The sequence below is a fragment of the Ruegeria sp. CK2 genome (assembly GCF_056536585.1).
Genome location: NZ_JBQFPW010000004.1, coordinates 193,344 through 215,384, shown reverse-complemented (window position 1 = coordinate 215,384; position 22,041 = coordinate 193,344). Strand labels below are relative to the sequence as shown.

The following is a 22,041-nucleotide window of genomic DNA, read 5'->3' as shown; positions in this document are numbered from 1 at the left end:
ACCTGCTCCCTCGTTTATCTATTGCGATTGCCACGGCCCAGCGCCCTGCTCATCTGAGCCGCGATCTGACCTTGCGAGCGCCGGAAACTCTGCACATCCGGGGTGGAGATATTCATCACAACGTTCACGGGCTGCCCGCCGCCCGCGCTTCGCACGCCCAGTTTTCCGTCCGGCCCGCGTGCAAGCGGCATGATCGCCTCAGGCCCGGCCTCGCCCATCAAACCGGTTCCGCCACGCATCGGGAACGTCGTTGGTCCGCTGACCACACCACCATTGGCAAATGGCATCACCCGACCCTGGCTAAAGCTGCCGCCATCCGCGAAAGGCAACAGCCCTTGCACCAGCCCACCAATGCCACCCGCAAGCATGCCGCCGAAATGGTCCGTCACCGGTTTGATCGCCGCAGAATAAGCGGTGCGGATCATCGAATTCTTCAGTACATCCAACGCATCCGACAAGTTCATCCCATCCAGCACCACGCCATCAAAAGCCTTGCGCAACCCACCGGACATGCCGCGCTCCAGCGTGGCGACATCCTTGCCGGTTTCCTCAAAAGCGGCACTGATCCGCCTCATCTGTCCATCAAAAGCCGCTGCCATTGATGCAGCATCGCCCAGCGAGTCACCCAGTGCCTCGCCCCGTTCCTGCAAGTCGTCAAAGCCGTCACGATCCGTCATCACGCTCTCCTTGTGTCTTGTCCGGATAGGTTACCAGCAAGGCATCCAGACCAGCCTTGTTCATCGCCGGCAAACCTGCGCCGTGACCCAGCATCAGCCGCAACTCAGCCGGCGTCAGGCGCCAGAATTGATCCGGAGGCAGCCTTAGGCCGACCAGCCCGGCCCGCATCAGGACGGGCCAGTCCAACCCGTTCATGCGTCACCGGGAACCATGAACGCCCGCGCCAGCAACTCGGCCGCTGCACGTGCGCCAGCCATCGGCCCGCCTTCAATTTCAGCACGCAACAGATCGTCCCGGCGCACATTCGCACCGCCCCCCCGCAGCCCGGCTACGATCAACGCCAGAACATCGCTACTGGTGTACACCCCGCCTTCGAAACGCTGTACCAGATCCACCAGCGACACTGTTTCCAGCTCTTGCTCCAATTCCGCCAATGCACCCAATGTCAGTTTGAGCAGCCGCCGCTCCCCATCGATGGTCAGTGCCACCTCTCCCGTCCATGGATTTGCCATCAGGGTTACAGCGCTGTGAAGGTCAAAGCACCAGCACTCGCCATGCTTATCTCATAGGTGGCCTCGCCATTGTGTGATCCTGCATACTCGATGCCGGTCACCTGAAACGGCCCCTCGACAATGCCGAAATCGGGGATGATCACCTGAAATCCGGGCGTCTCGCCGTCAAAAAAAAGCTGCCGGGTACGCTCATCAGTACCTTCGTCCTTGAACACTCCCGAGCCCGAAATCGCAGCAGATTTAACCCCCGCCCCGGACAATAACTCGCGCCAACCACCCTGACTTTCCAGACTGGTGACATCCACACTTTCGGCGTTGAAACTGACCCGTGTGGCGCGCAGCCCCGCGATGGTTTCGAACAGCCCCGAGCCGTTCATATCCAGTTTGACCAGCAGGTCCTTACCGTTCTGGGCACCCATATGCTCTCTCCAATGATTGCTTAATTGTCTTCCACGCGGGCGCGGAATCTCAGATCGATCTGGCGCACAGCACCTCCGGTTCCAGTGCGCTTGGCTGAGGCCCGTTCGAACCAAAGCCCAACCAGGCGGCCCCGGTCCAAGGTCAGTGGCGCATTCTCCAGCGCATCACATACCGCTCCCGCCAACGTCTTGGCCGCGCCAAACCCAGCGACCTCTGACACGACAGATACCGTGAACCGATGCACCGCCCCTCCACCTGACCTGTCTGAGGCCTCGCGCACATCTTCCGGACCCAGCGTCACATAGGTTTGCGGCACTGCACCTGCCGGAACCGCGTCGTAAATGGCCCCACCAGACAACGTCACGACATCTGAATTCGCCGACAACTGCTGGTAAACCGCCGCCTGCAAAGCAGCCGAAACGCCATAACTCATGCCGCCACCTCCTCATCTGCAAAACAGGTCAGAAACTGTCCAAGCGGGTCGCGCTCGGCAATCGCCCGGATCACGAAGCGGCGGTTGCCCTCACGAAACCGCTGATCCGGCGCAGGCCGCATCGACGAGCCCTCGGGCGCACCCCGCACAACTATGCGATAGCCAACACGCGATACGGGGACACCCGCGATCTGCCGCTCGGCCCCGCTGCGCGCCGTGACCTCGGCCCAAAGCGTTCCCTGAGCTGCCCAGATCTCGGTATAGCCGCCTGCGCCATCGGCCACCCGCACTGGCGCTTCAAGCACCAGCTTTCGGTTCAAACGTGGCGTCTTCATTTCGCCACTCCTGCGCCGAACCGCACCATCCGATAGCGCTGGATCAGACTGGTTACACCGAAAGGCATGCAGCCGTCGCCCAACGCCGTTTCATCCCGGTATTCATAGTAATGCGCCGCTAACAACAGAACCGCCTGCCCCAAATCGGCTGGTAATCCATCCCAGTCCACAGCCATCCCTGCGGTGAAGGCGATCTTGACCGATCCACCGGTCGCAATCGCGGGCAGCGCGCCATATACCGGTCGTATCCGAGGCCGCAGACTATCCCGCTCCAAACGGTAGGCGTCTTGGTCTATGACCGTCTCGGCCCCAGCCGTGTCGGTCACCATTACAGCATCAATCGCTGTGACCGGCGCCACCGGTAATACCTCGCCTGCCGGATCACGCCAGTTGTTCAGGCTCCACGAAAATTCATGCCCGATCAACACCTTGCCTGTACGCGCCTCAATCGCCGCAATCGCCGCCCGTAGAAAACCCTTCAGGACCTCGTCTTGTAGACTCGCCTCGGCAAACCCTGTGCCCAGCCGCAAATGCGCTTTGAACTGATCCACCGGCAGCGCCGCATCCGCGATGGCGGTTTCTTCGATCAACATCATCTATTCACTCCGCAATCTCGGACCCCTCCGGGGGCCTCGCTCAGGAAAATGACGGGCACGCGCCGCCCCACGTTGCTCGGACGGAGGGGAGCAGCTAGACAACGCGGGGGTCTTACGCCAGCCCGCGCCCGCCGCCCGAGGGGCCAAGGCCCCCCGGATCCGTCACCGCTTAGGCGGTGCCGAATTTCAGCAACTTGATCGCCGCAAAGTCGCTGACGTCGCCGCCCACCCGCTTGGTCGCGTAAAACAAGACATGCGGTTTGGCGCTGAACGGATCGCGCAGAACACGCAGATCGGGACGCTCAGCAATGGTGTAACCGGACTGGAAGTCGCCAAACGCGATTGAGAAGCTGTCGGTCGCCGCGTCCGGCATATCCTCGGCGATCAGTACCGGATACCCCATCAGACGCGCAGGCTCACCCGCAGCCAAACCGTCCGACCACAGGAAGCGGCCATCGCTGTCTTTCAGCTTGCGGATAACACCGGCGGTTTTAGAGTTCATCACAAAGGTACCGTTGACGCGGTACTGCGCGCCCAGCGCGTAAACCACATCGACAATCGCATCTGCATCGACGCCGCTGTCGATACCGGTTGGCACATACCCCAAGTTGCCCCAGATCCAGGCATCGTTCGCAGTGGTTCTGTGGGTCAGAATGCCCTTAGGCTTGTCCACACCATCGCCATTGATAAAGGCTGCCGCTTCGGCCCGCGCGAATTTGTCTGCAATACGACCGGCCAACCAGCCTTCCACGTCAAACGCGCTGTCATCCAGCAATCGTTGCGACGCCTTGGGCAAGGCGCTCAGCTCATGCAGCGGGATCGAGATGCGATCAATCATCGGTGTGGCCGTCTCGGTTGTGTCCGAGCTTTCATCCGCCCAACCCGCACCGACATCCGTATGGTCGACCAGAACATCGAACGAGTTCGCCTCGACATTCACCACCCCGGCAACCGAGCGGATCGAAGCGGTCGACTTCAAAACAGACTTGATGATCTCGGTGGTCTGGGGATCGACCAGATAACCACCGTCGCTGTTCACCGCGCTGGACAGAGACTTCGACTCCATCTCCAGCCCGCGCAGCCCGTCATCTTCACCGGAGCGCACATAGGCATCAAAGGCCTTCTGGTGCGGTGCGCCGTCCTCAATAGACGCCGCAAGATGCGGACGCGCCGCCATGGTTGATTTACGATCCAGCATAGTCAGTCGCTCTTCTGTCTGTTGCATTTTGGTTTTAACTTCAGTCTTCAGGTCCTTGAATTCGTTTACGAAGCTGGCCATTGCCTGCTTCACCTCCTGAACCAGGGGCACACCCTCTCCGGTCAAGGCCGGGGTTTCGGTCTTCCTCATCAGCACTTCCTTTTTGGGGGTGAGGTTACGGCGCGCTAGGTTCGCGCCAGCTCCAGCCGGGCAGTGTTGAACACCTCGGCAATACTGCGCAGGATGTCTTCGGCATCCGGGGTCGTCCCCTTTGCCGCCACCCGCGCACTGGGCAGCATCGGGAACGTCACAAGCGACACCTCCCACAGCTCCAGTTCCGTCAGGACCCGCTGGCCCTTGTCATTCTTCACGGCCCGCTTGGTGCGATAGCCAATCGATAGCCCATCAATGGCACCCGCCCGGATCAGCTCAGCCGCTTCACGACCTTTCTGCGTGCTCTCCAGCAAACGCCCCTTGACCCACAGTCCCTGGTCATCCTCACGCACCTCGTCCCAAACGCCGATGGGTTGTACCGGATCGTGTTGCCACAGCATCTTGACCCGCTGACCCGCCTTGGCCAGCCCGTCAAGCGAGCCGCGATAGGCCCCGCGCTGCACCACATCGCTGCCCTGATCGACCTGACCAAACAGGCTGGCATAGCCTTCGATCACTGCGTCGTCAGAAACGGACAGCCCGTCGCCAAACCGCGTAAACTTGCGTTCCAATTCCATGAACAATTCCTCATAACCATCTGAATTCACGGCGTTGCTACCAGAATAGACTGAAACGCCTGCGCTAGGATCACCGCCGCCACGCCATAAACCGCCAGCCACAAACGCTTCTCCAACCGCTCCATCATCTCTTCTATCTGATCCAGCCGCCGACATAGATGCTCGTGCTGGATCTCGGCCACCTGCTCATGCGCAGCCAAACGCAGGCCCGGCGCGCAGTCGAACGGCGGGTATCCCTCACTCATCGGCACGCTCCGGCAGCCCCAGCAGCGCACGTTTCTCGGCATCCGTTAGGAACTCGGCACGGCTCACCCGCGTCCATTGCGCATCGCGTTCAGCAGACAACGCGGGCACCTGATCCAGATCGGGCTTCAGCACCAGCTCCTCACCAGTGAAGCCCGCCAACCACTCCGACACCGCCGCCGCCACCCGCGTCACCAGGGGCAACACGGTCAGGCGATAAAACGCCCGGTTGGCCTCCTGATAGTTCGAATAGGTCGCGTCGCCTTGTATCCCCAGCAGCATCGGCGGGACCCCAAAGGCCAGCGCGATCTCGCGGGCGGCGGCTTCCTTGGTCTTTTGAAACTCCATGTCTGAGGGCGAGAAACCCATCGGTTTCCAATCCAGCCCCCCTTCCAGAACCATCGGACGGCCTGCATTGCGCGCCCCACGATAGTTCTGCTCGATCTCATCCGAGAGGCGACGGAACTGATCCTCAGCCATAACCCCATGGCCATCGCCGCCCTTCCACACCAGCGCGCCCGAAGGCCGCGCGGCATTGTCCAGCAGAGATTTCGACCACCGCGACGCGCTGTTATGCACATCAATCGCCATCGCCGCCGCCTGCATCGGCGAGAACCCATAGTGATCATCCTGAGGGTGGAACGACTTGATATGACAGATCGCATCAGCCGCAAACCGGTGTTTCTTACAGCCCACCGCGTAATCATACGCCTTGGGCCAACCATCCGCCCCCGGCACCACGCTCATCCGGTCCGAGCGCAAAACGTGCAGCTCAATCGGCAAGCCTTCTTGAGCCTGCACCGCCTCGACATAAGCATTGCCCGACAGCAGCAACTGACCAAAAAGAGCCTCCATCAACTCCGCCCGCCCCTGCGCCGCATTCGGACGGCGCATCAGGGATATGATCGGATGCATATCATAGCGCTGTCCCTGATCCTGCAGCACCAAAGGTAAGGCAGCTGCCGCCTCAGCAATCAGCTTGACCGAGCGGAACCCCACCGGGTTCCCCGAAAACCCCGTCCGCGTCAGCGAGACGGTATCTCTGGCGCTCCACGCCACACGCCCACCCGTCTGCCACGCCACCACCGGCCCCGCAGCACTTGCCTTTGTCTCAAGCGCCTCACCAGTCGATCTACGACGCAAGAAATCGAATACCATCTGTGCTCCTTTCAGCCACCGCTCTGCCCGGCTTGTTGAAAGGAGTTATGACGGAGAGAAGTTTAAGCCTCGGGAACGGGGCGTGCGGGGGTTGGGCAACAACCACTCCCCCTTGAACAGAGGGAAAAAACAACCCTATCTCGCTTGCACCCAAGAAGGTTGGCCTTAGGATACGAGCGTATCCGCCGCTCTTACCTCACTTTTTAGTCTCCAGCCACGAAGGCCTATATATGCACCAAATGGGCGCGTTTTTCTCCCGATCCATAAATGTCTCGGCGAAAGTGATCGCTCTTTCCTCGTTGACTGGCGCAGTGATCGGTGCCGTGCGGGCGTCACCCGATACGTTGTGGAGTGACATCTGGACCGGCGCATTGACCGGTTTCGTCATTTCTCTGTGTTGTTTACTTGCCGAATATCAGGTTTTCTCGAACCCGAAACGCAGAATGACACGCCGATTGCGCCCTATCCTTCTGATGATCCTTCGGGGCGCTGCGTATAGCCTCTTTATCGTCTTCGGCCTGCTTGTTCCTGACATGTTGACCGACACCGATCAACCCTGGAAAGGCCCAGCCTTCGCGGAACTTTTTGCCATATCCGCTGCCATTGCCTTTGCCTTTTCGATCGGTATCGAGGTCACGCGCCTACTCGGAAAAGAGGCTACTGTCGCCCTCTTTACAGGGCGCTATACTAAAGCGCGGTTAGAGCAGCGTGTCATTCTTTTCGCCGATGTCATCGGGTCTACGGCGCTGGCAGAAACCATCGGTCAGCTCCGCTTTCATGACTTCCTGCGCGATGTGGCCCTGGATCTTGCGGATGCGGTAGAGATGACGCGCGGGGACGTACACAAATATGTCGGGGACTCGGTCATCGTGACATGGAAACTATCAAATGGGCTCGCGAACGCTACTTGCCTGACATGTGCCCGGGAAATGCACCGGATCCTGGCAAGCCGCGCTGAATTTTACAAAAAAAGATATAGCGCCGCGGCGCGCATACGAGTGGCAATCCACTGCGGCGAAGTCGCCGCCGGTGAGATTGGGGACTGGAAGAAAGAGATCGCACTTTTAGGTGATCCCATGAACACCGCTGCCCGCATCGAAGGTGCCGCAAAAATGTTCAATGCGGATATCGTCCTGTCGAACGACGTTGTGTGTCAACTGCCAATCGAACATCATCAAAGACTTACCCGGCTACCCTCATTCAAGGCACCGGGAAAGCAGGATGAACTGAGCCTGTGGTCAGCGGATTTTTATTATTGATCAGAGTCCTATCTGAATTCGATGGATCTGGCCGAGGATCAGGTTTTATGTCCATCCTAGATCTCACACCACCCGCACCCTAGGCCGTCGATACGCCCCTGCAGGCCCCACCACCAACTCATGCAAGGCCCAGACCAGTGCGTCGACCCGGTCGGGCGAACCCTGCCCCTCAAACCCGCGCGCGGTCATCTGGCACATCTGCTCCTCCAGCGCGTCCAGCCCCGCCACATGCGCCACCCGCCCTTGCTCGTACAAAGCCGCCACAGGTTCTGCCCGCGCCACCTTGCCGCGTGAGGCCCGCACCGCCCGATAAGGCACCAGAGGGTCCACCTGCCGCACGACCTCTTCTACCAGTTGCCCGCCCTGGTTGACCTCGGCCACGAGTCGCTCACCCCCGAATTCATCCATCGCGTCTATCGCCGCCTGCGCCCAGCCCGCCGGGCCGACGCCCTGCACTGTCCGGTCTGCCAAAACAAACGCCCGCCACTCCTCGGGCGGTCCTTGCACTTGCGCGCCGACCACCACGATCCCACAGGCATCCGCATCCGCCCCAGCCGTAACCGCTGGGTCCAATGCGACTACAATGCGATCCAGTTCCGGCACTTGATCAACCCGCGCCGCGTCCAACATCGAGCCCGTCCATAGCGCCCCTTCGGTATCCGACGGCAGCACCCCATCCAACTCCTGCCGCCCCAGCCGTGTCCCCGCATAGCGCGCCCGTACCTCCTGTAGAAACGACTCCGCCAGATTGGCCCGGTTCGCCTCGGTTGGCGCATGGGTCTGCACAGTGGAGGGCGACGCCAGCAATTCCTTCAGAACTTTCACATTCCGCGGCGTGGTCGTCACACAGACCCGAGGGCGTTCCCCCAACCGCAACGCAAACTGCAGCATATCCCAGGTCTCACCGGCCTTCTTCCACTTGGCCAGTTCATCCACCCAGGCCGCATCGAACTGCGGCCCGCGCAAACCTTCGGGATCATGCGCCGAAAACGCCTGCGCCTCGGCGCCGTTGGGCCAGACCAGCTTGCGTTCCGACGCCTTCCACACGGGCCGACGATCCGGGGGCGAACAGTGCAAAATCCCACTATCGCCAAAAATCATCACATCGCGCACCTGATCGAAGGTTTCGCCCACCAAGGCCACGCGACCCGCCTCACCCCTGTCCAACGGCAGCGACCCTTCGACCATTGATCGCACCCACTCAGCGCCGGCTCGTGTCTTGCCAGCTCCACGCCCGCCCATGATCACCCAGGATCGCCAGTCGCCTTCAGGCGGTGATTGGTGCGGCAGCGCCCAAAACTCGAATAAGAAAGGGAGGGCGCATAGCCCCCCCTCCCCGATTTCACTCAGAAACCTCTCCCGCACCGCAGCATCGGCGGAGGCGAGCCAACCTGCACCCGACTTCAAATCGAGCGCGCTCAAGGTCGAGTGCGTATCCACCTTGGGCAATTCCGGCTTGTCTATGATGTTGTTCGACAAAGCTTGTCTCCACTTTCTGACAACTTCGGATCAGCCCCTCTAACTGCCCGAGTTGCTTGGCTGAACCAGCAAGATCTGCATCCTCCCCGGTTCCGATCTGCCTGCGCAATTCTTCCGCTGCTTGGCGCAGACCGCGAATGGACGCCTCTAGTGACTGCAACAATTCTGCCGTCTGGGACATCCGCTCTTCCGGGGTAATCAAAGTCATGTTTGCGTATTGACCTCATGCGTGAGTGTTCCCGCACGAGAGAAACGAAAAACGGCCACCGGGTCACCCCGGGGCCGTTGCCCACTTCTTCTAGCATGACACAAACCATACGAAAAAAAGGACGTAAAGTCAATGTTTTGCGCAACACATACGCAACGGGGACCGAACGGTGATGGTTAATAAATTGCTAGCATGTCACAAACTTCCGACCTGTCTCATCCACTGATGGTCAGATCCTGTGCCAACATCAACGCATTCATATCCGGATCATAAAACGTGGCCGTGCTGACCATTCCTTCGATTGTGTCAGTATCGCCGTCGAACTTCACACCCGCGGCCTCTAGGGTGCCGCGCGCCTTGGCGATGTCAGCGACTTCGAACACGGGAACGCTATTTCCCGGTGAAGGCTCCGACTGTTCGCCCAAACCCAATGTCACACCTTCAACATTGGTGTGCAATTCGCTCCAGCCCGCTTCATCAATGTGATGGACCAGTTCAAATCCAAGTTTGTCGTTGTACCAATCCGCGCTGGCATGCCGATCCCGAACGGAAATCGCAAGGGTGATAGTGTTTTTTAACGAAACAAGTGGCATTGAACTTCCCCATTTATTAAAAATAAAGTAACTATACTTTATGGACATTAGTACACTTGTCAAGCTGACCTCTCGCGCCTGGTCACTGAACATTCTGGCCCTACTGCATTCAGGGCTTCCTGGTCGACAGGCGCCGCTTCTGGCCGCCACCAACGCCAGCAGAACGGCCTTCGCGTCCAGTCTCGCGCACCTTGTTCAGCTTGGCATGATCGAAAGAAACCCAGGTCACGGTCACCCGCTCCGCCCAGAGTTCCGATTGACCACAACTGGGCATCAGGCCGCTGAAATGGCTCAATCCTTCGTTAAGACAGTGCCTGATGAAAGGGAATTCGGGCTACTTCGCAAAACATGGACTGTACCAATCCTGGCGCTGACCGGTTCCCCCTATCGGTTTTCAATGATCAAGTCAGATCTGTCACCGATCACAGATCGAGCCTTGTCGTCTTCCCTGCATCAGCTAGAGGCGCAAGATTGGATCCGGCGCGACATTGTAACCTCGGGTCGGATGCCATTTCCAACTTACAAAGCTGTGAATACAGGGGCCGCAATCAGTCGGGTTGTTGACCTTCTCCTCTGAGGTAAGACCTTTGCCTTGGTGCATGTGTCATTTGCGGCCCAGCAACGCGTCCCACCCAAGCCTGCGCTTGACATTTCTGGGTCAAACCCTCATCTGGCCCCTAACACAGCGCTGACGCGTGAGCATCGGCGGGCCGTAACCAGCCCCACAGCGCCAAACCTATTTCCAGTTCCCATTCACGCAGGGTTCTTAACGCGATGGCCAGATGCGGCAGGAAAAGCCTGCACGTCCCGAGGTCTCGCACAACCCCTGTCGGTCACGCGCTTTGCGTGGCCAGTCACGATATGTCTGCGGGCTGACCCCGTGGATCAAAAAGGAATATTAATTGTTCGACTTCGACATGCTGGGCCTCGCGCCCGCCCTGAACGACGCGCTGAAAAATGCCAAACTGACCCAACCGACACCGATCCAGAACAAGGCCATCCCTTTGGCGCTTGAGGGTCATGATATCCTAGGCCTCGCCCAAACCGGTACCGGCAAAACACTCGCCTTTGGCCTGCCACTTATCGATCACCTGCTGGCCCAGCCCGGCAAACCCGCGCCCAAAATGGCCAAATCGCTGATCCTTGCACCCACGCGCGAGCTGGTGAACCAGATCGCCGACAGCCTGCGCAACCTGACCAAGAACACGAAACTACGGGTCGCTACCGTTGTGGGCGGCCAGTCGATCAACAAACAGATCATGTTCCTATCGCGCGGCACCGACATCCTCGTCGCCACGCCGGGTCGCCTGATCGACCTGATGGATCGCCGCGCCGTTGATATGAGCTCGGTCAAGCATCTAGTGCTGGATGAGGCCGACCAGATGCTCGATATGGGCTTCATCCACGCTCTGCGCCGCATTGCGCCGGAACTGGGCACGCCGCGCCAGACCATGCTGTTCTCGGCCACCATGCCGAAACAGATGGAGGAACTCAGCCGCGCCTATCTGAATAACCCTCAGCGGGTTCAGGTCTCGCCTCCGGGCAAGGCCGCTGACAAGATCACGCAGTCGCTCCACTTCGTCAGCAAACCCGGAAAACCCATCAAATTGCGCGAGATCCTGTCGAAGGACAAGGATGCCCTAACCCTGGTCTTTTCACGCACAAAACACGGTGCCGAGAAACTGATGAAGGGACTGGTCGCAGATGGGTTTAATGCCGCCTCGATCCACGGCAACAAAAGCCAGGGTCAGCGCGACCGCGCGATCAAGGCCTTTCGTTCCGGCGAGATCAACATCCTCGTCGCCACTGACGTCGCCGCGCGCGGCATCGACATCCCCGGCGTGGCGTATGTGATCAACTATGACCTTCCCGAGGTGCCCGACAACTATGTCCACCGCATCGGCCGCACCGCCCGTGCCGGTCGTGAGGGCGAGGCAATCGCCTTCTGCTCGGGCGAAGAGGTCGAGCTGCTGCGTCAAATTCAAAAGCTGATGAAAGCCGATATTCCAGTCGCCAGCGGCACAATGCCGGAATACATCGAGACCAAGAAGCCTGCGCAGCGCCAAAACAGTCGTCGCCGCAACTTCAAACCGAAGGCAGCCAATGGAAGCCCCAAGCCCGGCAATACAAAGCGCCGCCGCCCAAAGCGTCGGCCAGCAGCCTAGTGTAGCGGCCTAAATTTGGTTCGCGCTGCGAAACAATGCTCGCGCTGGCGATAGGCTCGCGCGAGCATATATTCTGAACCGGTCGGCAATTCTAACCGGTGGCTCTAGTTTCCAGAGCTTTGTTGTTCCGCTTCGATTTCACGCCATTTCGCAACGTTGCGGTTATGCTCTTGCAAAGTCTCGGCAAAGGCGTGACCACCGGTCCCATCCGCGACAAAGAACACGAAATTCGTCTGCTCTGGCGCGACAGCAGCTTCAAGGCTTGCCTGACCGGGGTTAGCAATCGGTGTTGGCGGCAAACCGTCGATAACATAAGTGTTCCAAGGCGTTGCACGGCGCAGCTCACTTCTGCGCAAACCGCGACCCAGCGACCCCTGACCTTTGGTGACGCCATAGATCACGGTTGGATCCGTTTGCAGCTTCATGCCTTGGTTCAGCCGGTTCACGAAGACACTGGCAACTTGTCCCCGCTCTTCCGGAACACCTGTCTCTTTCTCGATGATCGAGGCCAGGATCAACATCTCTTCTGGGCTTTCCAACGGTAAGCCATCCTGCCTGCTTTCCCAGGCGGCATTGATCCGCAGCTGTTGTTTGTCCTGCATCGCTTGCAGGACCGCAGCGCGATCCTGGCCAGACGTCACATCGTAGCTGTCGGGTGCCAACATACCTTCGGCCGGAATCTCAGACACCTCGCCGGTCAATGCATCAATTGCTTTCAACGCTTCGACCACCTGCCACGAGGTCACGCCTTCCGCCAGAGAGATGCGATATCGCGTATCAGCCTCTTCCCGTTTTTCAGTGTACGCTGCCGGAATTTCTTCCTCAGAGGCGTCAAACGACGCCACGTCCTCAAAATCCAGCGTTGCCGGGTTTAACTCACGAACCCGGATCTGGGCGCGTGTGACACCGATACGGTACTCAATTTCGGACCCGCATGTGCTGGCGCCGCTACTCGTGATCTCGCCGATGATCTGCTCCATCGACGCGCCTTCACGCACCAGGAAACTGCCGGCTTTCAACTGCTGTGATCTGTCCGTGTAATCTGCGGCCATGCGAAAGATCGTGGCATTGCTGATCGCGCCCTGATCCTCCAGCTCGCGGCTGACATTTGTCATGTTCGAACCGCTTTTGACCTGCAAGCAGATCGCGGTTTCAAGCGGGCCCTCTTCTTTGTACTGCGTTTGACCCCAAAGGATCAGCCCGCCCGCCAGGAACAGGCCGACAACCAGAACGGTCAGCATATTAGAAGCAAGAGCCCGCCACATTTATCCAACCTTTCCAAAGATCACGCTGGCATTCGTACCGCCGAACCCGAACGAGTTTGACAAAGCCACATCGATCTTGCGCTCACGCTTTGCGTTGGGTGCCAGATCAAGTGCAGTCTCAACCGCCGGATTGTCCAGATTGATCGTTGGCGGCGCAACCTGATCGCGGATGGCAAGGATCGAGAATATTGCCTCGATCGCGCCCGCAGCCCCCAATAGGTGTCCGGTGGCAGATTTGGTCGACGACATTGTTGCCTCACTGGCGTGATCTCCGAGCAAGCGCTCTACCGCGCCCAACTCGATCGTATCCGCCATGGTCGAAGTACCATGAGCGTTGATGTAGTCAAGATCGGTCGGCTCCAACCCAGCGCTGCGCAGCGCGGCTTTCATTGAACGCTCAGCACCATCACCGTCTTCGCTTGGGGCTGTGATGTGATATGCATCACCAGACATGCCGTAGCCCAACACCTCGGCATAGATCTTGGCACCGCGGGCCTTGGCGTGTTCGTAGTCCTCAAGAACCACGATGCCTGACCCTTCGCCCATGACAAAGCCGTCACGGTCTACGTCGTAAGGGCGACTGGCGGCTTTGGGATTGTCAGCGTATTTCGTCGAGAGCGCTTTGCACGCATTGAACCCGGCAATTCCGATCTCGCAAATGCAGCCTTCACCACCGCCGGCGATCATCACATCAGCATCGCCTGCGCGGATAATACGGCTGGCATCTCCAATCGCGTGCGCGCCCGTCGAACAGGCGGTTACGACTGAATGGTTCGGTCCCTTGAACCCGTGGCGGATCGACACCTGACCCGAGGCCAGGTTGATCAAAGCACCCGGAATAAAGAATGGCGACACACGGCGCGGACCTTTATCGCGGATCAAGTTCGCAGTGTTTGCAATCGATCCCAGCCCACCAATGCCTGAACCAATCAGAACGCCAGTGCGCAGGCGATCTTCTTCGTCCTCGGGCAGCCAGTCGGCATCTTTGCAAGCCATTTCAGCTGCAGCGATAGAATAAAGGATAAAATCCTCGATCTTGCGCTGCTCTTTCGGTGGCATCCAGTCATCCGGATTGAACGTGCCATTTGTGCCATCACCACGAGGGACTTCGCAGGCATAGGTCGTTGTGACCCCGCTTGCCTCGGCATCGAATTGCGTGATTGGTCCCGCGCCGGATTCTCCGTCCAGCAGCCGCGACCAGGTTTCCTCAACCCCACTGGCCAAAGGAGTGACCAATCCAAGACCGGTTACAACGACTCTGCGCATGAAGTGCCTCTTGCCTGCTTCCTGTTATGAGAACCGCTCATACCCCGGCCCGGGGTCCGGGGGCAAGAGCAACGGCATGTTCCGCACCGGCATCCTGTCGCCGATGGCGGCGTACAAAACGGTCGATGCCTGTCTGCTCATGCCGATAGAACGAAAAAGCCGCCTCTCCATGAAACGGGAGAGGCAGATCGCAAACCGTTCAGGAGTTACTGAAACTGGGCCACGCGCTCGTGTGCAGCTGTTGCAACTTCCAGCGCTTCGGATAGGTCAACGGTTTTGCGGAACAAGGACCGCCCCACCAAAGCACCTGCGATATTAGGGATATAGGCAAGTCTCGAAATATCGTCGGATGTGCGCACCACACCGCTGGCGATCACTGGCGTGCGGGAGTGCTGCGCCAGACCCGAAATCAGGCCCAATTGCGCCTCGATGTCTTCCATATCGCTATCGATATCGGTGACCAGAATGGCCGCAAACGGCGTGTCGGCAAATGCATCAATGAATGCCTCAGGCGAAAACGCGCTTTGACTGCGCCAACCTTCGGTCATCACAAACCCCCGCCACACATCTACGGCAAGCACGATTTGATCCGGGTACAGCTTGGCCAATTCCTTGACCAGGTTCGGATCCCATGCCGCAAGCGTACCAATAACAATCCGCCCGGCTCCTTTGTCGATCCAGTGCTCCACCTGTTCACGGGTGCGCATCCCACCGGCCAGTTGCACGGGCATTTCCGCTGTGCGGATGATCTCTTCGACCAGCTCGACATTGGTATTCCGACCTTCGATTGCATCGAAATCCGTCAGGTGCATCCATTCGGCCCCGGCCGCAGACCAACTGCGCGCCGTTTCGGTTGGATTCACATGCCAGATCATCGCCTGTTCCAGACGGCCTTTGTCCAGCGTGACACACCGGCCGTTCTGCAATTCCATCGTGGGGTAAATCCTCATGAGCTTGTTCCTCCGCTCAATCGCTCTGAAAATCCAGCATACCATACACGTGAAAGATCATCCCGATTCTACAAGATCGGCACAGTTTGAGCATTTTGCGGCATGTCAGAGTAGCGGCGGAATCACACTCGGGCCGGCGGCCCGTTCCGCCGCAACAGATGCACGGCCGTGTTCTTGTATTCCGCTTCGCGCAACAGCACATAACCCAGCTTTTTCGCAAGCTTTTGCGACGCACCGTTGGTCGCGTCGACCATTGCAACCAGGGGCCCTGGCATGATCCGGTCGAACCAGTCATGCGCAGCCTGTGCTGCTTCATACCCCAAGCCCTGACCCTGCACCTCAGGCGCTAAAACCCATCCGGCCTCAGGGAACCCATCGAAATCATCACCCATGTCGCGGTTACCATAGAAGAATCCGGCCTGCCCGATCAGCTTGCGATTCGATTGCTGCAGAACACCCCATTGCCCGAAACCGGCCATATGCCAATGGCCAGCATTCCGCAAAAAGGAATCCCAGGCCTCTCCGCGCGATCGCGGTAACCCACCGATATGGCGCACCACACAAGGGTCGCGCCAAATCTCGGCGAACCTGTCGAAATCTTCTGGCCGCATAGCGCATAGCGTCAAGCGGGCCGTGTTTATCATCGGGGTGGATCTTATCATGCCCTGCCCGCCTGGAATTATGCCTCAGGGGAAACAGTGCAAAGCGTCAAAGCATTGCGCAAGCATGAATTCAGAGCAGGCACAAAAAAACGGCGCTCCCGTTGCCCGGAAGCGCCGTTTTCTTTGACTTCGAAACGCTTAGGACGCTTCGCTGATGAATTTGACGGCGTCGCCAAAGGTCTGGATGGTCTCGGCGGCGTCGTCGGGGATCTCGATGCCGAACTCTTCTTCGAAGGCCATAACCAGTTCTACGGTGTCCAGGCTGTCTGCGCCCAGATCGTCGATGAAGGAAGCATTTTCAGCTACTTTGTCTTCTTCAACACCCAGGTGCTCAACAACGATCTTTTTAACGCGATCTGCGACGTCGCTCATGTCTATTCCTCATTCCATTTCAGGGCGGTACGCCCGGTTCTGCCCTTGCCCGCTCGGGGTGGCTTTGGTTTGCCCGTTCCGGGCGGTTAGGGTCCCGGCTTTCCGGGAAAGTAGAAGGCCGACCTTAGCGACCGACCCCTGCATAGATGCGCCGCCTATAGCACAGTCGACGCAAGAGGCAAACGCTTTCGCACTTGCCCCTTACTGCGTTCACAACATGGCCATACCGCCATTCACATGCAAGGTGCTTCCGGTAACATAAGCAGCCTCAGGACTAGCCAGGTACACGACGGCGGCTGCAACTTCCAAGGGCTCACCCATACGTCCGGCAGGCACTTGCTGCAACAGGCCTGCTTTTTGTTCTTCTGTCAGCTTTTCGGTCATCGCCGTTGTGATAAAGCCTGGGGCGACGGCGTTCACGGTTATGCCTCGTGTGGCAACTTCGTGTGCCAAAGCCTTGGAAAAGCCAACCATTCCAGCTTTGGACGCGGCATAGTTGGCCTGACCGGGGTTGCCAATCGCCCCCACAACGGACGAGATGTTCACAATCCGGCCCCAACGAGATTTCATCATCCCGCGGATCACGCCTTTACACAGTTTCATGGTGGCCGTCATGTTCACGTCAATGACGCTCTGCCATTCATCGTCTGACATACGCATAAACAGATTGTCCCGCGTGATGCCCGCATTATTTACAAGAATGTCGACGGACCCCATGGCCTCGGCCGCTTGTTTTGGCAAAGCTGCAACCGCCTCAGAGTCACTCAGATTGCAAGGCAGCACATGGGCGCGTTCGCCCAGCTCATCCGCCAAAGCCTGCAGAGGTTCGACCCGTGTGCCGGACAATCCTACGGTCGCACCTGCATCATGCAGAGCGCGCGCGATATTGCCGCCGATGCCGCCAGATGCACCGGTGACCAGCGCGTTCTTACCTGTCAAATCAAACATTCGGTTTTCCTCTTGGTTCGTCTTTTGTGACGAGTTTTGAGCTTACGATTCGGCCTCGATAGCCTTTTGTACGTCTTCCGGTGTGCCCACAGCCTTGCCCGCAATGGCACGGTCAATCTTTCGGATCATGCCCGACAGCGCCTTGCCCGCACCAATTTCCCATGTCTCGGTCACGCCTTGGGCCGCCATGTATTGCACGCTTTCGCGCCAGCGGACTGACCCAGTGACTTGCTCGACCAGCAATTGCCGGATCAGGTCAGGGTCGCTGACTACGTCTGCACGCACATTTGCGATTAAGGGCACCGCAGGCGCCACTATCTCGACAGCGGACAAAGCTTCTGCCATCACATCTGCGGCAGGCTGCATCAATGCACAATGGAACGGCGCACTAACCGGCAGCATCACTGCGCGTTTTGCACCCTTGTTTTTGGCAATCTCAGCCGCGCGTTCAACCGCAGCCTTGGATCCGGACACCACGACTTGCGTCGGATCGTTGTCATTTGCGGCCTGACAGACTTCGCCTTGCGCTGCTTCATCTGCAACGGCGCGCACAACCTCCAGGTCCAGCCCCAAGATGGCCGCCATCGCACCTTCCCCGACCGGCACCGCGCTTTGCATCGCCTGACCACGTGTGCGCAACAAACGCGCTGTGTCGGCCACGGTCAACGCCCCCGCTGCGGCCAGTGCCGAGTATTCACCCAGCGAGTGACCGGCCACAAATGATGCGTTGGTAACCGAAACGCCCTCAGCCTCCAGCGCGCGCATCGCGGCCATTGATGTGGCCATCAGTGCCGGCTGTGCGTTTTGGGTGAGTGTAAGATCGGCAATATCGCCTTCCCAGATTAAGCTGCTCAGCTTCTCCCCCAGCGCTTCGTCCACCTCATCGAATACAGCCTGTGCGGCAGGATATGCCTCAGCCAATGCTTTGCCCATTCCAATGGCCTGGGCGCCCTGCCCGGGAAAAACGAACGCAAGTGTCATTGCAACCTCATGGATGACGTCAAGTTGCGGCGGGGTGTAAACTGACATGGGTCGCGGCACAAGCATTGCGTTTGCCCTGCATTTTGGCACCCTGGCTGTGCATTTCCTCAGGCTTGTGCCTCAACTGGTTGGCATTAGTGTAGGCTCAACCGAGCAACCCCGGAGCAGTCAAGAAATGTCCTCGACCAATACATTCTCCAGCTACGGCAGCGTGACCAAAGCCTTCCATTGGCTGACTGCATTATTGATCTTCACCGCCCTACCCCTTGGCTGGATCTCCAATAACTTGGCGCACGCCATTTATGACCCGACAATTCCGACAACCGAAGCAGACATCGCAGCGGCCTCTCAGTTGTTTTCGCTGCACAAGACGGTTGGCGTTACGGTGTTCGTTGTGGCGCTTGCCCGAATTTTGTGGGCAATGACGCAAACCAAGCCAGGCCTTCTGAACGCAGAAAACAAACCCGAGGCTTTCGCCGCTGAGATCGTACATTGGATGCTGTATGCGTCATTGGTTCTGGTGCCGCTGACCGGTTGGACCCACCACGCCGCAGCCGAAGGTTTCGCCCCAATCTTGTGGCCCTTCGGACAAAATCTGCCATTTGTACCCAAATCCGCATATCTAGCCGAGGTAACCGCTGGCCTGCACTGGTTGTTCATTTGGGTATTGGTCGGCTCCTTGGCGCTACACATTATGGGTGCCCTCAAGCACCATGTAGTAGATAAAGATAGCACTCTGCGCCGGATGCTACCTGGTCGGTCCGAAGCACCCGAACCACCCAAGCAGAATCACTCTATTGTTCCAGCCGTTGCTGGTCTTGCCGTTTGGATAGCCGTTCTGGCAGGCGGTTGGAGCATGGGTATCTTCTCAGATCACTCCTCCCAAGGCATCGAATCTGCTGAACTGGAAGCGGTGCAATCAGACTGGCAGGTTCAGGAAGGCACCCTTTCGATAACCATCACTCAATTGGGCAGCCCGGTGACTGGCACATTTGCCGAGTGGACTGCTGCCATCACTTTTGACGATCCGCCCGAGCCTGGGCTTGCGGGTTCGGTCGACGTGGCAGTGGCCATCGGATCGCTTGCCTTGGGCACGGTCACTGATCAGGCCATGGGCGCCGATTTCTTCGACAGTGGTCAGTTTTCGACCGCGCGATTTGACGCCGATTTGTTCAAAACCGATGCCGGTTACGAAGCGCGCGGCCCTCTGACCATTCGCGACAAAACACTCGACGTGGTGTTGCCTTTTACACTTGAACTGCAGGACAACAGCGCAACGATGCTTGGCGAGCTTGAACTTAACCGTCTGGATTTTGACATCGGAGCTCAGATGCCCGCGGAGGATTCGCTTGCCTTCGCCGTGAATGTCGCAGTCGAATTGACAGCGACCCGAGGCGAATAGTTCCAATCATGAAAAAACCGCCGGGGCGAAGGCCGCCGGCGATCTTTTTGGTGTCTGAAAGGCAGGGTTAATCGGCCTTTTGCGCCTCAACCGAGATCTGGATCTGCACATCATCGCTGACAAAGGGCGCGAACTGGCCCAGATCAAACTCGCTGCGCGTAACAGTGGTGGTGGCATTGAAGCCAGCCCAAGGCTTATTGGCCATCGGGTGTTGATCAACCTTGTTGAGCTTGGCGTCCAGAACGACCGACTTCGTCACACCGTTCATGGTCAAATCGCCGGTGATATTGGCTGTGCCTTCACCGGTTACTTCGATACCCGTCGAAGCGAACGTGATCATGTCGCCCTCGGCCGCGCCGAAGAAATCTTCGGTCATGAAATGATCTTCGCGCGGCTTCCAACCCGTGAACATCTCAAGCACCGGCATGGATACGTTCACGGAAGATGCCGCAGGGTTTTCCTGATCAAACAGGATTTCGCCTTCAAACCCCGAGAACATGCCGGTGGTGGTCGAAAAACCTAGGTGGTCATAGCTGAAAACGACTTGGCTGTGGCTTGGGTCCAGAACGTATTTCTCGGCGCTGGCGAATGCCGACGTCGCCGATACGGCCAGTGCAGCAGCAAGAAGGGTGGATTTCATGACAATCTCCGCGTTTTTGTGTTTGCAAACCGTTTGGGTTGCTCAAAAACAAAATGTGCCGCCTAACGGCGGCACACAAGTACTTTCGATTCACAGAGTCTGTTCCTTTTTGAACAGAATAGAATCTAGGCGAAAATTGTTACGCTCTGGCTCAGTTGCCCTTTCAGCGCTCGGCTGACATCCGCCGATTGCAGCGGTAGTTTCATCAGCAGGCTGCCGTCCACGTCATAAAGCTGCACCTCATCATCGTCGAAGCGGGCACCGCCCAAGGTGTCATAGCTGCGGCGCAGTACAGTTTGCGGGCGCCCTTCCTCGTTCTTCTGCAACACCCGAACTTCTTGACGAATGGGATCGAAATAGGCGTCAGGACGAGGATCCAGAATTTCGATGGTCAGAAGACTGACACCAACAATCAGAAACAACATCGATGCCGCCAGCTTCAGCGGCCAGACATCTGCACCAACCACCGATCCCGGCATCAGCCACATGGAAAACGCCGACAGGATCAAGAACGCGCCGAAAACACGCGACAGGATCAAGCGGGCTTTCCAGTTTGGTGCAAATGAAATCATCAAGGGCACAGAGTGGTCGAAACGCGTGCCTGACGCTTGTTCTTGGAATGTATTAGTGTTCATCGCGGTCATAACACTTCGCCCTATATAACGATACCGTCTCAGGTTTTTTATCCGTCCGGGTCGTGCCCGGTATGCGAAACAACTTTGAGCCGAAAAGCGTCAGGAATTGGGCGGCCTAAAGGAAATTGGGCGGCGTCTCGAAGGCATCTGTGGCAGGGCTTGCTACGGACGTACAAAAGTGTATACGGGGCCATCCTTCGCACTATTTATGAATCGCGCAGCCTCTCGTGGCAGGGTCGCGAAGGACGAACTGGCCCCGCCTTTGAAATGCGCCTCGATATAAACAGGAGTAAACATGCCACTGTATGAGCATGTAATGATCGCGCGTCAGGACTTGTCCAACACGCAGGCAGAAAGCCTCGTCGAACATTTCGGCACCGTTCTGGCTGACAACGGCGGCAATGTCGTCGACAGCGAGTACTGGGGTGTCAAGACGATGGCCTACAAGATCAACAAGAACCGCAAAGGCCACTATGCCTTCCTGAAGACCGACGCCCCCGCTGGCGCCGTTCAGGAAATGGAGCGCCTGATGCGTCTGCATGATGACGTCATGCGCGTTCTGACCATCAAGGTCGACGGCCACGTCGAAGGCCCGTCGGTTCAGATGCAGAAGCGTGACGAACGTGGCGACCGCCGCGAGCGCCGTTGATCAAAGCCTGAAGAAAGGACACTAAACCATGGCCGCAAAACCATTTTTCCGCCGCCGCAAGGTCTGCCCGTTCTCGGGCGATAACGCGCCAAAGATCGATTATAAAGACACCCGTCTGCTGCAGCGCTATGTTTCCGAGCGCGGCAAGATCGTTCCCTCGCGTATCACCGCCGTTTCGGCAAAAAAGCAGCGTGAACTGGCCCGTGCTATCAAGCGCGCCCGCTTCCTCGCCCTGCTGCCCTACGCCGTGAAGTAAGGAGAGA

General features: G+C 58.3%; 28 protein-coding genes. 6 read left to right on the top strand and 22 right to left on the bottom strand.

Annotation, left to right across the window (positions count from 1 at the left end):
- Positions 1 to 14: 14 nt before the first annotated feature.
- The 11 genes from ACR0BU_RS08780 to ACR0BU_RS08730 form a co-directional block, all read right to left on the bottom strand.
- Complete coding sequence (locus ACR0BU_RS08780) at positions 15 to 677, bottom strand: phage tail tape measure protein (protein WP_480736861.1); 663 nt, start codon at positions 675 to 677, stop codon at positions 15 to 17.
- The gene (locus tag ACR0BU_RS08775) at positions 664 to 873 is read right to left on the bottom strand and encodes a rcc01693 family protein (protein ID WP_480736860.1); all 210 of its coding nucleotides are present in this window, start codon (positions 871 to 873) and stop codon (positions 664 to 666) included. The genes ACR0BU_RS08780 and ACR0BU_RS08775 overlap by 14 nt, the downstream gene beginning before the upstream one ends.
- Positions 870 to 1,190: a gene transfer agent family protein gene (locus ACR0BU_RS08770; protein ID WP_300066883.1), complete on the bottom strand. Its 321-nt coding sequence runs from the start codon at positions 1,188 to 1,190 to the stop codon at positions 870 to 872. Before ACR0BU_RS08770 ends, ACR0BU_RS08775 begins: the two co-directional genes overlap by 4 nt.
- Positions 1,191 to 1,195: 5 nt before the next feature.
- Positions 1,196 to 1,609 (bottom strand): phage major tail protein, TP901-1 family, encoded by a 414-nt coding sequence (locus ACR0BU_RS08765; protein WP_299076111.1) that lies wholly within the window; start codon positions 1,607 to 1,609, stop codon positions 1,196 to 1,198.
- 20 nt (positions 1,610 to 1,629) lie between these two features.
- Positions 1,630 to 2,043 carry a DUF3168 domain-containing protein gene (locus tag ACR0BU_RS08760; RefSeq protein ID WP_298936080.1) on the bottom strand — a complete coding sequence of 138 codons (414 nt, stop codon included), beginning with the start codon at positions 2,041 to 2,043 and terminating at the stop codon, positions 1,630 to 1,632.
- Complete coding sequence (locus ACR0BU_RS08755; RefSeq protein ID WP_299076117.1) at positions 2,040 to 2,378, bottom strand: phage head closure protein; 339 nt, start codon at positions 2,376 to 2,378, stop codon at positions 2,040 to 2,042. Before ACR0BU_RS08755 ends, ACR0BU_RS08760 begins: the two co-directional genes overlap by 4 nt.
- Positions 2,375 to 2,974 carry a head-tail connector protein gene (locus ACR0BU_RS08750; protein ID WP_480736859.1) on the bottom strand — a complete coding sequence of 200 codons (600 nt, stop codon included), beginning with the start codon at positions 2,972 to 2,974 and terminating at the stop codon, positions 2,375 to 2,377. Before ACR0BU_RS08750 ends, ACR0BU_RS08755 begins: the two co-directional genes overlap by 4 nt.
- Positions 2,975 to 3,143: 169 nt before the next feature.
- The gene (locus ACR0BU_RS08745) at positions 3,144 to 4,322 is read right to left on the bottom strand and encodes a phage major capsid protein (protein ID WP_300066893.1); all 1,179 of its coding nucleotides are present in this window, start codon (positions 4,320 to 4,322) and stop codon (positions 3,144 to 3,146) included.
- Between the two features lie 35 nt (positions 4,323 to 4,357).
- Positions 4,358 to 4,903, bottom strand: coding sequence for an HK97 family phage prohead protease (locus ACR0BU_RS08740; protein WP_480736858.1), 546 nt, complete (start codon positions 4,901 to 4,903; stop codon positions 4,358 to 4,360).
- A gap of 26 nt (positions 4,904 to 4,929) precedes the next feature.
- Complete coding sequence (locus ACR0BU_RS08735; protein WP_480736856.1) at positions 4,930 to 5,148, bottom strand: GTA head formation protein, RCAP_rcc01685 family; 219 nt, start codon at positions 5,146 to 5,148, stop codon at positions 4,930 to 4,932.
- Positions 5,141 to 6,304 carry a phage portal protein gene (locus tag ACR0BU_RS08730; RefSeq protein ID WP_480736855.1) on the bottom strand — a complete coding sequence of 388 codons (1,164 nt, stop codon included), beginning with the start codon at positions 6,302 to 6,304 and terminating at the stop codon, positions 5,141 to 5,143. Before ACR0BU_RS08730 ends, ACR0BU_RS08735 begins: the two co-directional genes overlap by 8 nt.
- A gap of 230 nt (positions 6,305 to 6,534) precedes the next feature.
- Between ACR0BU_RS08730 and ACR0BU_RS08725 the strand changes: the two genes are divergently transcribed.
- Positions 6,535 to 7,563 carry an adenylate/guanylate cyclase domain-containing protein gene (locus tag ACR0BU_RS08725; protein WP_480736854.1) on the top strand — a complete coding sequence of 343 codons (1,029 nt, stop codon included), beginning with the start codon at positions 6,535 to 6,537 and terminating at the stop codon, positions 7,561 to 7,563.
- Between the two features lie 63 nt (positions 7,564 to 7,626).
- On the opposite strand, the gene ACR0BU_RS08720 is transcribed toward ACR0BU_RS08725, so the two are convergent.
- A complete protein-coding gene (locus tag ACR0BU_RS08720; protein WP_480736954.1) occupies positions 7,627 to 8,970 on the bottom strand; it encodes a DNA-packaging protein in 1,344 nt (447 codons plus the stop codon).
- 495 nt (positions 8,971 to 9,465) lie between these two features.
- Entirely contained in the window at positions 9,466 to 9,843 is a 378-nt protein-coding gene (locus ACR0BU_RS08715) for a VOC family protein (protein WP_298936089.1), read from the bottom strand.
- 40 nt (positions 9,844 to 9,883) lie between these two features.
- Between ACR0BU_RS08715 and ACR0BU_RS08710 the strand changes: the two genes are divergently transcribed.
- Together ACR0BU_RS08710 and ACR0BU_RS08705 are read left to right on the top strand one after the other, a co-directional pair.
- A complete protein-coding gene (locus ACR0BU_RS08710) occupies positions 9,884 to 10,420 on the top strand; it encodes a winged helix-turn-helix transcriptional regulator (protein WP_480736852.1) in 537 nt (178 codons plus the stop codon).
- Positions 10,421 to 10,745: 325 nt separating this feature from the next.
- Positions 10,746 to 12,008: a DEAD/DEAH box helicase gene (locus ACR0BU_RS08705; RefSeq protein ID WP_480736850.1), complete on the top strand. Its 1,263-nt coding sequence runs from the start codon at positions 10,746 to 10,748 to the stop codon at positions 12,006 to 12,008.
- A gap of 104 nt (positions 12,009 to 12,112) precedes the next feature.
- On the opposite strand, the gene mltG is transcribed toward ACR0BU_RS08705, so the two are convergent.
- The 7 genes from mltG to fabD all read right to left on the bottom strand — a co-directional run bounded on the left by mltG (position 12,113) and on the right by fabD (position 18,452).
- Positions 12,113 to 13,273, bottom strand: a complete 1,161-nt coding sequence (gene mltG / locus ACR0BU_RS08700; RefSeq protein WP_299076142.1) for an endolytic transglycosylase MltG — start codon at positions 13,271 to 13,273, stop codon at positions 12,113 to 12,115.
- Positions 13,274 to 14,539: a beta-ketoacyl-ACP synthase II gene (gene fabF, locus ACR0BU_RS08695; RefSeq protein WP_480736848.1), complete on the bottom strand. Its 1,266-nt coding sequence runs from the start codon at positions 14,537 to 14,539 to the stop codon at positions 13,274 to 13,276. It abuts the gene before it with no gap.
- A gap of 206 nt (positions 14,540 to 14,745) precedes the next feature.
- Positions 14,746 to 15,489 carry a 1-(5-phosphoribosyl)-5-[(5-phosphoribosylamino)methylideneamino]imidazole-4-carboxamide isomerase gene (locus ACR0BU_RS08690; protein ID WP_298936096.1) on the bottom strand — a complete coding sequence of 248 codons (744 nt, stop codon included), beginning with the start codon at positions 15,487 to 15,489 and terminating at the stop codon, positions 14,746 to 14,748.
- Positions 15,490 to 15,611: 122 nt separating this feature from the next.
- Positions 15,612 to 16,151: a GNAT family N-acetyltransferase gene (locus tag ACR0BU_RS08685; protein ID WP_480736847.1), complete on the bottom strand. Its 540-nt coding sequence runs from the start codon at positions 16,149 to 16,151 to the stop codon at positions 15,612 to 15,614.
- Between the two features lie 138 nt (positions 16,152 to 16,289).
- Positions 16,290 to 16,523: an acyl carrier protein gene (locus ACR0BU_RS08680; RefSeq protein ID WP_008756330.1), complete on the bottom strand. Its 234-nt coding sequence runs from the start codon at positions 16,521 to 16,523 to the stop codon at positions 16,290 to 16,292.
- A gap of 210 nt (positions 16,524 to 16,733) precedes the next feature.
- Positions 16,734 to 17,471, bottom strand: a complete 738-nt coding sequence (gene fabG, locus ACR0BU_RS08675) for a 3-oxoacyl-[acyl-carrier-protein] reductase (protein WP_299887211.1) — start codon at positions 17,469 to 17,471, stop codon at positions 16,734 to 16,736.
- 42 nt (positions 17,472 to 17,513) lie between these two features.
- Positions 17,514 to 18,452, bottom strand: a complete 939-nt coding sequence (gene fabD, locus ACR0BU_RS08670) for an ACP S-malonyltransferase (RefSeq protein WP_480736845.1) — start codon at positions 18,450 to 18,452, stop codon at positions 17,514 to 17,516.
- Positions 18,453 to 18,627: 175 nt separating this feature from the next.
- Here fabD and ACR0BU_RS08665 point away from each other — a divergent pair, with 175 nt between their 5' ends.
- A complete protein-coding gene (locus tag ACR0BU_RS08665) occupies positions 18,628 to 19,854 on the top strand; it encodes a cytochrome b/b6 domain-containing protein (RefSeq protein ID WP_480736843.1) in 1,227 nt (408 codons plus the stop codon).
- Positions 19,855 to 19,921: 67 nt separating this feature from the next.
- On the opposite strand, the gene ACR0BU_RS08660 is transcribed toward ACR0BU_RS08665, so the two are convergent.
- Positions 19,922 to 20,494 carry a YceI family protein gene (locus ACR0BU_RS08660; RefSeq protein ID WP_298936106.1) on the bottom strand — a complete coding sequence of 191 codons (573 nt, stop codon included), beginning with the start codon at positions 20,492 to 20,494 and terminating at the stop codon, positions 19,922 to 19,924.
- A 125-nt stretch (positions 20,495 to 20,619) separates the two neighbouring features.
- Complete coding sequence (locus ACR0BU_RS08655) at positions 20,620 to 21,138, bottom strand: hypothetical protein (protein ID WP_298936107.1); 519 nt, start codon at positions 21,136 to 21,138, stop codon at positions 20,620 to 20,622.
- A 286-nt stretch (positions 21,139 to 21,424) separates the two neighbouring features.
- On the opposite strand from ACR0BU_RS08655, the gene rpsF reads away from it, so the two are divergent.
- Positions 21,425 to 21,778: a 30S ribosomal protein S6 gene (rpsF, locus tag ACR0BU_RS08650; protein WP_298936108.1), complete on the top strand. Its 354-nt coding sequence runs from the start codon at positions 21,425 to 21,427 to the stop codon at positions 21,776 to 21,778.
- 28 nt (positions 21,779 to 21,806) lie between these two features.
- Complete coding sequence (gene rpsR, locus ACR0BU_RS08645; RefSeq protein ID WP_058310770.1) at positions 21,807 to 22,034, top strand: 30S ribosomal protein S18; 228 nt, start codon at positions 21,807 to 21,809, stop codon at positions 22,032 to 22,034.
- Positions 22,035 to 22,041 lie beyond the last annotated feature (7 nt).